The 13,166-nt window shown below is 66.7% G+C and carries 14 protein-coding genes; 4 read left to right on the top strand and 10 right to left on the bottom strand.

The features are described 5' to 3' along the window. The first annotated feature begins 138 nt into the window (after window positions 1-138). Window positions 139-573, top strand: a complete 435-nt coding sequence (locus DSM104440_RS00885; RefSeq protein WP_171159883.1) for a DUF3592 domain-containing protein — start codon at window positions 139-141, stop codon at window positions 571-573. Here the strand turns inward: DSM104440_RS00885 and DSM104440_RS00890 are convergent. The 4 genes from DSM104440_RS00890 to DSM104440_RS00905 are packed head-to-tail and all read right to left on the bottom strand — an operon-like array spanning window position 557 to window position 3,386. Then, window positions 557-1,327 (bottom strand): BPSS1780 family membrane protein, encoded by a 771-nt coding sequence (locus DSM104440_RS00890; RefSeq protein ID WP_171159886.1) that lies wholly within the window; start codon window positions 1,325-1,327, stop codon window positions 557-559. The two genes, DSM104440_RS00885 and DSM104440_RS00890, sit on opposite strands and share 17 nt — an antisense overlap. Further along, window positions 1,324-2,274 (bottom strand): homoserine kinase, encoded by a 951-nt coding sequence (locus tag DSM104440_RS00895; RefSeq protein ID WP_171159888.1) that lies wholly within the window; start codon window positions 2,272-2,274, stop codon window positions 1,324-1,326. Before DSM104440_RS00895 ends, DSM104440_RS00890 begins: the two co-directional genes overlap by 4 nt. 14 nt (window positions 2,275-2,288) lie before the next feature. Beyond that, the gene (locus tag DSM104440_RS00900) at window positions 2,289-2,645 is read right to left on the bottom strand and encodes a DUF2782 domain-containing protein (protein ID WP_171159889.1); all 357 of its coding nucleotides are present in this window, start codon (window positions 2,643-2,645) and stop codon (window positions 2,289-2,291) included. Window positions 2,646-2,660: 15 nt separating this feature from the next. After that, window positions 2,661-3,386 (bottom strand): LOG family protein, encoded by a 726-nt coding sequence (locus DSM104440_RS00905; RefSeq protein ID WP_171159891.1) that lies wholly within the window; start codon window positions 3,384-3,386, stop codon window positions 2,661-2,663. A gap of 21 nt (window positions 3,387-3,407) precedes the next feature. Between DSM104440_RS00905 and polA the strand changes: the two genes are divergently transcribed. Together polA and DSM104440_RS00915 are read left to right on the top strand one after the other, a co-directional pair. Further along, complete coding sequence (polA, locus tag DSM104440_RS00910) at window positions 3,408-6,197, top strand: DNA polymerase I (RefSeq protein WP_171159893.1); 2,790 nt, start codon at window positions 3,408-3,410, stop codon at window positions 6,195-6,197. Further along, complete coding sequence (locus DSM104440_RS00915; protein WP_212758158.1) at window positions 6,194-7,177, top strand: L-threonylcarbamoyladenylate synthase; 984 nt, start codon at window positions 6,194-6,196, stop codon at window positions 7,175-7,177. Before polA ends, DSM104440_RS00915 begins: the two co-directional genes overlap by 4 nt. On the opposite strand, the gene DSM104440_RS00920 is transcribed toward DSM104440_RS00915, so the two are convergent. After that, the gene (locus tag DSM104440_RS00920; protein WP_171159896.1) at window positions 7,140-8,270 is read right to left on the bottom strand and encodes an ABC transporter substrate-binding protein; all 1,131 of its coding nucleotides are present in this window, start codon (window positions 8,268-8,270) and stop codon (window positions 7,140-7,142) included. The two genes, DSM104440_RS00915 and DSM104440_RS00920, sit on opposite strands and share 38 nt — an antisense overlap. 133 nt (window positions 8,271-8,403) lie before the next feature. Here DSM104440_RS00920 and DSM104440_RS00925 point away from each other — a divergent pair, with 133 nt between their 5' ends. After that, entirely contained in the window at window positions 8,404-9,054 is a 651-nt protein-coding gene (locus tag DSM104440_RS00925; protein WP_171159898.1) for a Crp/Fnr family transcriptional regulator, read from the top strand. A gap of 229 nt (window positions 9,055-9,283) precedes the next feature. Here DSM104440_RS00925 and DSM104440_RS00930 read toward each other — a convergent pair whose 3' ends face one another. From DSM104440_RS00930 to DSM104440_RS00950, 5 genes are all read right to left on the bottom strand, one after another. Beyond that, window positions 9,284-10,045, bottom strand: a complete 762-nt coding sequence (locus tag DSM104440_RS00930; RefSeq protein WP_171159900.1) for an NRDE family protein — start codon at window positions 10,043-10,045, stop codon at window positions 9,284-9,286. A 13-nt stretch (window positions 10,046-10,058) separates the two neighbouring features. After that, complete coding sequence (locus DSM104440_RS00935; RefSeq protein WP_171159902.1) at window positions 10,059-10,310, bottom strand: hypothetical protein; 252 nt, start codon at window positions 10,308-10,310, stop codon at window positions 10,059-10,061. 62 nt (window positions 10,311-10,372) lie between these two features. Beyond that, on the bottom strand, window positions 10,373-11,668 hold the full coding sequence (locus tag DSM104440_RS00940) for a TRAP transporter large permease (RefSeq protein WP_171159905.1): 1,296 nt from the start codon (window positions 11,666-11,668) through the stop codon (window positions 10,373-10,375). A gap of 4 nt (window positions 11,669-11,672) precedes the next feature. Beyond that, the gene (locus DSM104440_RS00945; protein WP_171159907.1) at window positions 11,673-12,188 is read right to left on the bottom strand and encodes a TRAP transporter small permease; all 516 of its coding nucleotides are present in this window, start codon (window positions 12,186-12,188) and stop codon (window positions 11,673-11,675) included. Window positions 12,189-12,198: 10 nt separating this feature from the next. Continuing rightward, complete coding sequence (locus tag DSM104440_RS00950; protein ID WP_171159910.1) at window positions 12,199-13,164, bottom strand: TRAP transporter substrate-binding protein; 966 nt, start codon at window positions 13,162-13,164, stop codon at window positions 12,199-12,201. Window positions 13,165-13,166 lie beyond the last annotated feature (2 nt).

Raw genomic sequence — 13,166 nt, forward strand, 5'->3', positions numbered from 1 at the left:
GCCGGTCGGTGCGCTGCGGTCATCCTGAGCGCCACGAAGGATCTGCTTTTCGCGGGTGGACTTAGCCGCCCTCGAGGTTCATCCTGACGGCAGCAAAAGAATGGGGATCAACCCCATCCCTCTATCAGGGGAGGGAACGTGGCGCACCGCTCGTTACGCTGGTTCATCACCGCGGCCATCCTTGCGGCCGCCACCGCCTGCGCCCTCCTGGCGCTCGACGCCTACCAAGGCCTCGCCGATGCCCGCGAGCTGGTCGCGAAGGGCGGCGAGATCGAGGGAATCATCACCGATGTGGACGTCGCGGGAAGGCACCTTTCCTCGCGCATCTCCTACATCTACACCGTGGCGAGTGGCGCCCACACCCGCGTCAACCGGCCGATCCCGTACGCCGAGGTCGAGCGCCTGCGCCGGGGCGCGAAGATCAAGGTCTGGGTGGATCCGGCCAAGCCCGAGCAGGCCGTGACGGCCGCTGAAGTGGCCGAGCACGAGTCGGTGGTGAACCGGATGCTCTACCCGCTCGCGTGCCTCACGCTTTTCGCGTGGGCGATCGCGCGGATCATGGGGGGGCGGTAGGCGCGGGAGCGGCGGGAGGCGGCGTCTCGAAGACGTTGCGATACGCCACGTAGGTGCTGGCGAAGAGCGTGGGCAGCGCGACCAGCAGGCCCAGGCCCCACGGAATGAAGGCCACGATGAACATCAGGAAGATCGCGAGGAAGTAGACCGCGAGCGCACCCGGGTTGGAGACCATCGCATAGAGGCTCCAGCGCAGCGCGTGCGACGTGGACATGCCGTGGAACGCGATGAGGGCCGGCGCGAACCAGGCCGCCGCGGTCACCAGGGCGACGGTGAGGAAGCCGAACGCGAGGATCCACAGCTTGCCGTCGAGCGCGTTCGCGACATCCTCGGGCGTCATTTTCTCGGGCGACTCAAACATCGACGGAAAGCCCATCGCCCCCATCAGGAACGCGATGCCGATGCGAAGCAGCAGCAGGATCGCGCCCAGGTTCACGAGCGTGCGCACGTTGGAGCGGAACCCCAGGAAGAGGTCGGTCACCTCGAGCTTCTCGCCGGCGAGCTGCTTGTGGGCGGCGAGCGCGAAGCTCGCGAAGAACACGGGCTCCAGGAATCCGGAGATCGCGGGACCGATGAAGGGGATGAACGCGACCGCGAGCAGGACGACCAGGAACGAGATCGAAAGCGCGATCCACGCCATGGGCTGGGCGCGGAAGATCGCGAAACCCCCGCCCAGCCAGCTTGCCCCGCGCGAGGCGGGAACGTCGGCGACGACGATGCGCGGGGCCGGTGCGGCTTCGGGCGGGACGCTCACGCCACACTCGCTTCGAGCTCGCGGGCGTGCGCGACGTGGTGCTCGAGCAGCCGGCGCGAGAACGCGTGGTCCTTCGGAATCGTCATGTGCGAATCGCGCGGGAAATGGTTGTAGCCCAGGCGCCCCAGCCACGTGCGCAGCGCGGCTCGGCGCAGCATCGCGGGCCAGAGGGTGCGCTCGAACTCCGTGAGCGGCCGCAGGCGGTCGTAGCCTTCGATCATCGCGCGCGTGCGCTCCGGATCGAGCGTGGCCTCGGGCGTGGAGCACCAGTCGTTCACCGTGATCGCGAGGTCGAAGGCGAGCGCGTCGTCGCAGGCGAAGTAGAAATCGATCACGCCGCCGCCATGCTCGTCGTCCCACAGGATGTTGTCGCGGAAGAGGTCGCCGTGGATGATGCCCTGCGGCAACACCGTGTCGTCGTGCATCGCCTGGTAGCGGTTCTCGCTTTCGATCAGCGCGTTCTCCGCGGCGGTGAGGCGCGGGGCGACCTTCGCGGCGAAGTGCTCGCGCCAGGCGTGGCCATGCGGATTCGTGAGACCCGCGTCGTATTCGACGCCCGCGATGTGGATCGCCGCGAGGATCGAGCCCACGGCGCGGCAATCGGCCGGGCCCGGATGCATCTCGGGCGTGCCCGGAAGCCGCGAGACGATGCACGCGGGCTTGCCGTTCACGTTGCCGATGAACTCGCCGTCCTCGCGCGCCATCGGGGCGGGGCAGCGCACCTCGTGATGGGCGAGGTGATCCATGAGCCCCATGTAGAAGGGCAGGTCGTCGTGTGCAATGGTCTCGAAGAGCGTGAGGACGTACTCGCCCGTCGTGGTCGTCAGGAAGTAGTTGGTGTTTTCCACGCCCTGGGCGATGCCCTCGAGGCGTTCGAGCTCACCGAGCGAGTAATGCGCGAGGAGCGCGGCCGCATCGGCGGCCGTGACCGGCGTGAAGACGGACATGCGTCAGCCGCGACTCAGAATTCGACGAGGACCCACTGCGGGACGCGCACCCCGGAATCCAGGGTGTGGTCCTGACGCGAGAAGGTGCCATCGCCTTTTTGGTCGACCATCACATACGGCCGGCCATGTCCCGGCACGACGCGCATCATGTAGAGCTTGCCGTGCAGGCGGTATTCCGTGATGGTTGAATCGCCTTCCTTGCGCACCGTGAGCTGCGGCTTCAACTCCGGTTCGGCCACATCGGGCAACGGGGGCAGGGGCGGCGGTTCGATGAGCGCGGTGCTGCCCGGCGGAATCGGCCGCGCGCCCGACTGCGCAAATGCACCGGCGGCGGCTGTGAGGGCAACAAGGAAGATGAACGCGCGCTTCATGGAGGCACCTTAACATTAGAGCGCGAGTTCCGCCTCGCGTTCCGCCGGTGACGGGGTAAATCCACGCCTCTGGTAGTGCGCGAAGATCGTATCCACCACCGATTGTGCGTCGTCGCACAGGCAGAAGAGCTCGCGGTCGCTGGCGCTCACCATGCCCTCCTTCACCAGCGTGTTGTCGAACCAGTCGAGGAAACCCTTCCAGAAGGGCGAGTGCACGAGGATCAGCGGCACCTTGCGGATCTTGCCCGTCTGCATGAGCGTCATCACTTCGCTCAGCTCGTCGAGCGTGCCGAAGCCGCCGGGCATCATCACGAACGCGGCCGAGAGCTTCACGAACATCACCTTGCGCGCGAAGAAGTGCTGGAAGGTGTGGCCCACGTCCTGGTAGGCGTTGGCCCCCTGCTCGTGCGCGAGCTGGATGTTGAGGCCCACGCTGGGGCTCGGCCCGTCGAAGGCGCCCTTGTTCGCGGCCTCCATGATTCCCGGTCCGCCCCCCGAGATCACCGAGAAGCCCGCGTCGGAGAGCTTGCGCGCGATGTCCTCGGTGAGCACGTAGTACGGATGGTCGGGCGTGGTGCGCGCGCTGCCGAAGATGGCCACGGCGGGCTGGATCGCCTGCAATCGCTCGGTGGCGGTGACGAACTCTGCGATAATTTCGAACATCCGCCAGGCTTCGCGCGCAGAGTTCTGCGAACGCTGCACGAGCTGGGGATCGGACGGCTTGGGGACCTTGTGGTACATGGCGACACCCGCGGAAGTGAGATGACGGAAACAACGAAGCGCATCCTGCTGGTCGACGCCTTCAGCTATCTCTATCGCGCATTCCACGCGATCCGGGAGATGCGAAGCCCCGCGGGCGAGCCCACGAATGCGATCTACGGCGTGCTGAGCATGCTGAAGAAGCTCAGGCAGGATTACCCCTCGGATTATATCGCCTGCGTCTTCGATCCCAAGGGCAAGACCTTCCGCGACGAGATCTATCCCGAGTACAAGGCCACGCGCTCGGCGATGCCCGAGGACCTCGCCTCGCAGATCGACCCGCTGGTCGAGGCGATCGAGGCCACCGGCTGGCCCATCGTCGTGGTCGACGGCGTGGAAGCCGACGACGTGATCGGCACCCTCGCGTACAACGCCTCGCAGGCGGGTTGCCGCACGGTGATCTCCACCGGCGACAAGGACCTCACGCAGCTCGTGAGCGACAAGGTGCTGTGGGTGAACACCATGTCCAACGAGCGCCTCGGGCCCGAGGGCGTGAAGGAAAAATTCGGCGTGCCGCCCGAGCGCATCGTCGATTACCTCACGCTCGTGGGCGATTCTGTCGACAACGTGCCCGGCGTCGACAAGGTCGGCCCGAAAACGGCAGCGAAGCTCCTGCAGGACTACGGTTCGCTCGATGCACTCGTCGCGAAGGCCGATGAGGTGAAGGGTGTCGTCGGCGAGAACCTCCGGAAGGCGCTCGACTGGCTGCCCACCGCGCGCGTGCTCGTCACCGTGAAGCACGACGTGCCGCTGCCGTTCAACGTGGATTCGCTCACCTTCCGCGGCCCCAACAAGGAAAAGCTCCTTGCGCTCTACGATCGCTTCGGCTTTCGCACGATGCGCGACGCGCTGCTCAAGGACGATGCTCCCTCTCCCTTGGGAGAGGGCCGGGTAGAGGGTAGCGCGCCGCCGTCCCGAGCCGTCAACAGCGCGCAGCCGGCGAGCGTACCCACGCCGCCACCCACGCCGACCGCTTCGTTCGTCGCCACGCGCAACTACGAAACCGTCCTCACGCCCGAAGCGCTCGACAAGTGGGTCGCGAAGGTCGAGGGCGCACCGCTCGTGTGCTTCGACACCGAGACCACGAGCCTCGATCCGATGACCGCCGAGCTCGTCGGCCTCGCCCTCAGCGTGGAGCCGGGCGAGGCGGCCTACATTCCGCTGCGCCACACGTATCCGGGCGCGCCCGACCAGTTGCCCTTTGCCGCGACGCTCGCGCGCTTCAAGCCCTGGCTCGAGGATGCGAGCCGCGCGAAGGTCGCGCAGAACGCCAAGTACGACTGCCACGTGCTCGCCAATGAAGGCGTCCGTGTGCGTGGCATCGCACACGACACCTGCATCGCGTCGTATGTCATCGACAGCTACCAGCGCCACGACATGGATGCACTCGCCATGCGGCACCTGGGCGCGAAGACGATTCCTTTCGAGGATGTCGCTGGGAAGGGCGCGAAGCAGATCTCCTTCGCGCAGGTCGCCCTCGACAAGGCAACCGAATATTCGGCCGAGGATGCCGACGTCACGCTCCAGTTGCAGGGCGTGCTGGGTCCGAAGGTCGCCGCCGATCCCAAGCTCGACCGCGTCTACAGCGAAATCGAGATGCCCGTCTCGCGCGTGCTCTTCGCGATGGAGCGCAACGGCGTGCTGATCGACTCGCAGCTCCTCGCCAAGCAGACGCACGAGCTCTCCGAGAAGATGCTTGCCCTCGAGCACCGTGCCTACGAGGAGGCCGGGCAGCCATTCAACCTCGGCAGCCCCAAGCAGCTGGGCGAGATCCTCTTCGTGCAGAAGCAGTTGCCGGTGAAGAAGAAGACGCCCTCGGGCGCGCCTTCCACCGACGAGGATGTCCTCGAGCAACTCGCGCTCGATCATCCGCTGCCCAAGATCCTGCTCGAGCATCGCGGGCTCTCGAAGCTGAAGAGCACCTACACCGACAAGCTGCCGCGCATGGTGAACGCGAAGACCGGGCGCGTGCACACGAACTACGGGCAGACCGTCGCCGTCACGGGCCGCCTGTCGTCGACCGATCCCAACCTGCAGAACATTCCCGTGCGCACCGCCGAGGGCCGGCGCATTCGCGAGGCCTTCATCGCGCCGCCCGGATCGAAGATCGTCTCCGCGGACTACTCGCAGATCGAGCTTCGGATCATGGCGCACCTCTCGGGCGACAAGAGCCTCATCGACGCGTTCGGGCGCGGCGAGGACATTCACCGACACACCGCGGCCGAAGTGTTCGGCGCTGCCACGGCCGATGTCACGAGCGAGCAGCGGCGCTACGCGAAGGTGATCAACTTCGGCCTCATCTACGGCATGAGCGCGTTCGGTCTCGCGGGCAACCTCGGCATCGAGCGTTCGGCCGCGGCGAGCTACATGGACAAATACTTCGCGCGCTATCCGGGTGTCGCGCAGTACATGGAGCGCACGCGAGCCGAGGCGAAGGAAAAGGGCTACGTGGAGACGGTGTTCGGCCGCCGCCTGTGGCTACCCGACATCAAGAGCGCCAACGCGCCACGCCGGCAGGGGGCGGAGCGCCAGGCGATCAACGCGCCGATGCAGGGCACCGCGGCCGATCTCATCAAGCTCGCGATGATCGCCGTGCAAGGCTGGCTCGAGCGCGAGAAGCTCGCCACGCGCCTCGTGATGCAGGTGCACGACGAGCTCGTCCTCGAAGTGCCCGACACCGAACTCTCGCGCGTCAAGAGCGAAGTCGAGAAACTGATGATGGGTGTCGCGAAACTCGACGTGCCGCTCGTCGTGGAAGCCGGCGTGGGCGAGAACTGGGAGAAGGCGCATTGAGCGCGACGGTCGCGGAGGCAGCACGCCTTCTCGCGGCCGGTGAGCTGGTCGCGATCCCGACGGAGACTGTGTACGGCCTGGCTGCGGATGCCGCCAATCCCGCGGCGGTCGCGAAGATATTCACTCTGAAGGGCCGGCCCGCGGATCACCCGGTGATCGTCCATGTCGGCAGCGCGAAGGCGCTCGATGCCTGGGCCATCGACATTCCTGAAGCGGCGCGCAAGCTCGCCGCGGCGTTCTGGCCCGGTCCCCTGACGATGATCCTCGCGAAGGCGAAAGGCGTACACGCCTCCGTCACCGGCGGGCAGGCGACCGTGGGACTGCGCTGCCCGTCGCATCCCGTGGCGCAGGCGTTGCTCGCCGAGTTCGCGAAGGTGGGCAGCGGCGCGTTCGCCGCGCCCTCGGCCAACCGCTTCGGCCACGTGAGCCCGACCACGGTGGGGCATGTGCGCGACGAATTCGGGCCGGATCTCCCGGTGCTCGACGGCGGCCCCTGCGAGGTGGGCATCGAATCGACGATCGTGGATCTCTCGCGCGGCACCGCGGTCCTGTTGCGGCCCGGTGCCATCACGCGCGAGCAGATCGCGGCGATCGTCGGGGAAGTGCGCGAGCGTGACAGCGAAGCGCCGCGGGCCTCGGGCACGCTGGCCTCGCACTATGCGCCGCACACACCGCTGGAGTTGGTGGACGAGCATGCGCTCGAGCCGCGCGTCCGTGCGGCGGTCGCCAGGGGCGAGCGCGTCGCCGTCCTCGCCCGCGGTCCGGCGCGCGCATCGGCGGCGACGTCGTGGCATTCCGCCCCGGAAAGCGCCGCCGCGTACGCGCACGATCTGTACGCCAACCTGCGCCTGCTCGATGCAAGCGGCGCGGGATTGATCCTCGTGGAAGCACCCCCGCGTGATGCGGCGTGGGACGCCGTGAACGACCGGCTGGCGCGCGCGGCTAGCGAACCAGCTTTCCCTCGCGGCCGATCATCGTGATCTCCACGAAGTCGCTGCCGTTGTGCTTCTCGGGCGAGAAGCTCAGCTTGAAGCCGCCGAGGTTCTTGTCTTCCATCTTCTCGAATGCCGCAATGAGGCTCTCCCGCGTCGGGTTGCGTCCGGCGGCCTGCAGCCCTTCGACGAGCGCCTTGGCGTAGACGTAGCCCTCGACACCGGCGTGCGAGAAATCCTTCACGCCCTTGGGCGTGACGAGGTCCTGGTACTCGCGCACGATCGCGATGTTGCGGTCGGAGGGAAACGGCATGACCTGCGTCACGATCACGCCGCGCGATTTGTCGCCGATCGCCTTGTAGAGCGCGTCGGAGGCGATGATCGACAGCGCGAAGACCTGCGCCTGGTGCCCGGTCTTCGAGTACGCGTCGATCATCTTGGGCGCGGGTCCCGAAAGCGTGAGCATCAGCACCGCGGCGGGCTTGGCCTTTGCCGTCGCCTGCGCGACCGCGTCCATGTCGCTGCCGTCCTCCTTGTGCGACAACACGGAGGCCACTTCGAGGTTGTTCGCCTTCGCGGCTTCCTGCGCGCTCTTCAGCGCTTCCTTGCCGAAGCCGTTGTCGATGTACACGATCGAGACACGGGTCGTGTAGGTGTCCTTCAGGTGGCTCATCATCCGGCGGATCTCGTCGCCATAGCCGGCCTTCAGGTTGATGAGCATCGGGTTCCTCTTGGCGTAGAAGCTGTCCGCGCCCGAGGTGGAGCCGACGAGCGGGATGCGCTTCTCCGTGAGCGTGGGCAGCGCCGCGCCGACGTTGCCGGTGCCGGAGATCGCCCACATGGCGAACACACCCTGCTTCTCGAAGGCCTTGATGTTCTCCTTCGTCTTGTCGGGCTTGTTGCCGCTGTCCAGGCGCGCGACCTTGATCTTGCGGCCGTGCACGCCGCCCGCCGCGTTGACCTTGTCGAAGTACGCGTCGGCCGCCTGCAGCAGGGGTTTCATGCGCACGGCGATGGCACCGGTCAGGTCGACGTCCTGGCCGATGAGGATTTCGTTGGCGGTCACGCCCGGCGCGGCCCCCTGGGCGGCCAGGGCAAACAGGGCCGACAGGGCCGCAAGGCTCCTCTGGAAAAGCATCATCGGTGTCCCCTCCAATTTGGAGGATCACCGTAGCACGCAACCCCGTTAGCTAACATAGGGTGAATAATTCACATACCCGTTACCTGTAGGGCGGTAACGAAGGGTCATGCGATAGTAAGGAAAAGGGGGGGCCATGAAAGACGAACCCGCCAAGGACGATGCCAACGTCCTCAGCGCCGACGACGTAGCCCGGCTCTCGAAGCTTGCCTATGCGCGCCAGTTTCCCGCGCGCGCCGTGATCGTGACCGAAGGCGAGGAGACCGATGCGCTCTACGTGATCCTCGAGGGCCGCGCCAAGGCCTACGTGAGCGACGCGGCCGGCAAGGAAGCGGTGCTCTCGATCATGGGGCCGGGCGAATACTTCGGCGAGCTCTCGATCGACGAGCGCCCGCGGTCGGCTTCCGTGATGACGCTCGAGCCCGCGCGCCTGCTCGTGATTCCCAACGAGAAGTTCCGCGCGTTCCTCGCGGAGGATCCCGAGTTCACGCTGCACTTCATTCGCAAGCTCATGCACCGCATCCGCGAGCTCACCAAGCTCGTGGGCAGCCTCACGCTGCTCGATGCCTACGGGCGGGTCGCGCGCCTGCTGCTGGAATCCGCGGTGGAAGAGAATGGGGTGCAGGTCGTGCCCGGGCGACTCACGCAGGCCGATGTCGCGAGCCGCGTCGGTTGCTCGCGCGAGATGGTGAGCCGGATCTTCAAGGAGCTCACGCGCGGGGGCTACATCGTCGTGGATGGCGAACACCGCATCACGATCGTGAAGCGGCCTCCCGACAAGTGGTGAGGACTAAAGCTTTCAACACGGAGGACACAGAGGACACGGAGGTATCACGGAGGAGTACCCCTTTTGTTAAGGATAGAGGAGGGGCGGCGTCACGATGCCTCGGGATCGCGAATCGCAAGCCATTGCCACCCTTCTTTTCCTCGCCTTTCGCCTTGGCAAAAGGGGTACTCCTCCGTGATACCTCCGTGTCCTCTGTGTCCTCCGTGTTGAAGGCTCTAGTTCTTGAGACTCAACCGGGCCTGACTTCGAAAGCGGCCGTTCCGGTCGCAATGCCAGAAGCATCGCGCGTGCGTTCCTCGAAGCGCGCCGCGCCGCCGGGTGTGACGGTCAGCACGGTCGAAGCGCGCGTGCCGTAGTCCGCGCCGGTAATCAGCGAAGGGGCGAGCCGCCGTTCCCAGTCGAGGCCCACGCCGGTATCGGGAAGCTCCGCATCGGGCGCGGCCTTCGTTTCACCGAGCATCGCGAAGAGCCGGTTCACCGGGTTGTCTTCGGCGAGCGCCTCGCGCATCGCATCGCGCGCATGCCGCACCTTGGGCCACGGTTCGTCGAGCCGGTGATTCGACAGCCCATGGATGCCCGGCGCAATCGCGAGGACCTCGGCCTGGCGGCTGCCGAAATAGAACAGGCTGGCGCCATCGCCGACGATCAGGTTGAAGCCGTTGTAGTGCCCGGCGCGCGAGGCGAGGTGGCCCGCGAAGGCTTCGGGCGAATCGGTTCCGAGCAGGAATTCCGTGACGAGCGTGCCGCGCGAAAGCGCGGTGGAACGGCGGTCGGCGGGATCGCGGAAGTTGGTGATCGCGGCGAAGCGGCCGGTGCGCGTGTAGCCCATCCAGGTGCCGCCCGCCTGCAGGTCACGGCCCGCGAGCAACTGCGGATGCTCGGGCCACCAGTGCGCTGCTTGCGTGGGGCGCTCGCGCCACTCGTCGCGGTTCGCGGCGACCACCAGCGGGTACGTGGGGTGCGCCCGCCACGCGAGCGCGATCAGGCACATCGCGCGACCGCAGTTACTCCTGGGACGCGAGGAGCTTGTCGAGGCCGGCCTTGTAGCGCGCGACGTCGAACGAGCCGCCCGAGGCCATCATTTCCTGCATCTCCTTCTGGATGACGCGCGCGATCAGGTTCTTCGCCTGCGAGGGCGAGCGCTCCTTCGCGATGAGCTTGTCGTAGGCCGCCTGCGTTTCGGGTGGATCGCCGCTCGCAATGTGGTCGTCCACGATCTGGATGAAAGGGTCCTTCAGGGTCTTGTCGGCATCCATGTGCGCTTCCTCCGAAAATTCAGGTTATCGCTTTTTCGCGGCGTTCGAAAGCGCCGGCCGGGTCAGGATATCCGTGCGGGCAGCCAGGTCACGATCGCCGGGAAGAAGTAGATCAGGCCCACCGCCGCCGCCATGATCAGGAAGAAAGGCAGCGTGACCTTCGCGATCCACGGGACCTGGCGCTTCGTCATGCCCTGGAGCACGAAGAGGTTGAAGCCGACGGGTGGGGTGATCTGCGCCATCTCCACCGCCATCACGATGAAGATGCCGAACCAGATGAGGTCGATGCCCGCGCGCTGGATCGTGGGCAGGATCACGCCCATCGTGAGCACCACCATCGAGATGCCGTCGAGGAAGCAACCGAGGACCATGTAGAACACGAGCAGCCAGAAAAGCAGCCAGAAAGGCGCGAGCCCGAACCCGGTGATGAATTCCGCGAGCCGGCGCGGAAGGCCGATGTAGCCCATCGACAGCGTGAGGAACGCAGCGCCCGCGAGGATGAGCGCGATCATGCAGTACAGGCGCGTGGCGCCCATGAGGCTTTCGACGAACACGCGACGGCTCAGCGATCCCTGCACGGCCGACAGCACCAGCGCGCCGACGACACCCAGCGCCGCGGCTTCCGTGGCGGTGGCGATGCCCACGTAGATGGAGCCGAGTACCGCGGCGATGAGCGTCACCACCGGGATGAGATGGCGCGAGGCGTGCACCTTGCGCGCGAACGACATCGGCGCGTCGGGTGGCGGGATGCGCCCCGGATGCGCGAGCGACCAAACCATCGTGTAGGCCATGAAGAGTGCGGCGAGCATCAGGCCCGGAATGACGCCCGCGATGAAGAGCCGCGTGATCGACACTTCGGCGGTGACGCCGTAGACGATCATGATGATCGAGGGCGGGATCATCAGGCCCAGCGTGCCCGCGCCGGCGAGCGTGGCGAGCGTCATGTCCTCGGGATAGCCGCGGCGCGCGAGCTCCGGCAGCGTCATCTTGCCGATCGTGGCGCAGGTCGCCGCGCTCGAGCCCGACACGGCCGCGAAGATCGTGCAGCCGACGATGTTGGCGTGCAGCAGGCGCCCGGGCACGCGCTGCAGCCAGGGTGCCAGGCCGCGGAACATGTCCTGCGAGAGGCGCGTGCGGAAGAGGATTTCGCCCATCCATACGAACAGCGGCAGCGCGGTGAGCGTCCAGGACGAAAGCGATCCCCACATCGTGACCGCCATCGCATCGCCGACCGGTCGCGAGGTAAAGAGCTCCATGCCGATCCACGCAACCCCCAGCAGGGTGAGGCCTATCCAGACGCCGCTTCCGAGGAGCGCGAAGAGCAGGACCACCAGCGCAATCGTGATGAACAGGTCCATGGCGCTATTCGATCGCGGCCGGCGCGCCCGCGTCCTTCGGTGCGTCGCGCTTGCGGCCCCGCGCGGCGAGCACGAGATCGTCGGCCATGGCGACGGCGAGCACGATCGCACCCGCGGCCATGGCGAGCTGCGGAATCCACAGCGGCGTGGCGTCGTTGCCCTGCGAGACGTCGTTGAAGGCATGCGACTGCCAGGCGAGCCGCACGCTGAAGACGGCGAGTGCCGCGCAGAAGAACGCGCCTACGCCATGGCACCACAGCTCGAGCGCGTGGCGCACTCGCGGGCCGAAGCGATCGAGGAAGACCGTCACGCGGATGTGATCGCCGCGCTTGAGCGTGTGCGCGAGCGCAAGGAAGCTCACCGCCGCCATGCAGTAGCCGGCGTAGGCGTCGGAGCCGCGCAGGTTGAATCCGGCGAGGCGGCCCACGACGCTCGCGAGCACCATCGCGAGGATGCCCACCATGAAAAACGCCGCAGCCCAGGCCGCGGCGTCGTAGAGCAGGTCGAGGGCCTTCCTCACCCGTGGAACGCTACTTCTTGTTGAAGGCGTCGACGATCGCCTTGCCATCGGCACCGGCGCTCTTCAGCCACTCCTCGGTCATGGTCGCGCCGACCTTCTGGAAGTCGGCCTTGAGCTGCGCGGACGGCGGCACCACGTTCATGCCGTTCTTCCTCAGCTCCGCGAGGTACCACGCCGTCTTCTCCTCGGAAACCTTCCAGCCGCGCGCTTCGGCATCCGCCGCGGCCTTGAGCACCGCGTCCTGGCTCGCCTTGTCGAGCGCGTCGAAGGCCTTCTTGTTCACGAACACGACGTTCTTCGGAAGCCACGCCTGCGTGTCGTAGTAGTTCTTCACGACTTCCCACGCCTTGGTGTCGTAGCCGGTCGCGCCCGAGGTGATGTTCGCGTTGACCGCACCGGTGGCCATCGCCTGCGCGAGCTCCGCGGCCTGGATGGTCACGGCCTGCGCGCCCGCGAGCTCGGCGATACGCGAGGTCGCGGGGTTGTAGGCGCGCATCTTCAGGCCCTTCATGTCCGCGATCGAGGCGAGCGGCTTGGTCGAATAGATGCCCTGCGGGGGCCAGGGCACGGCGTAGAGCACCACCATTCCCTGCTTCGCGAAGCGCTCCTCGATCGCCTTGCGCGACGCCGTCCAGAGGCGCTTGGCATCCGGATAGCTCGTCGCGAGGAAGGGCACGGAGTCGATGCCGAAGACCGGATCCTCGTTGGCGTATCCGGAAATCAGGATCTCGCCCGCCTGCGCCTGGCCGCCTTGCACGGCGCGCTTGATCTCGGGTGCCTTGAAGAGGGAGGCACCGGCGTGCACGGTGATCTTCACCTTGCCGCCGGTGGCCTTGTCGATATCCGCGGCGAATTGCACGACGTTCTCGGTGTGGAAGTTCGTCGCGGGGTAGGGCGTGGGCATGTCCCACTTCGTCTGGGCGTGGACCGGAAGGGCGAACGCGGCGGCGAGGATGAATCCGGAAATGCGCTTCATGA

It is taken from the genome of Usitatibacter palustris, assembly GCF_013003985.1.
GTDB classification, from domain to species: domain Bacteria; phylum Pseudomonadota; class Gammaproteobacteria; order Burkholderiales; family Usitatibacteraceae; genus Usitatibacter; species Usitatibacter palustris.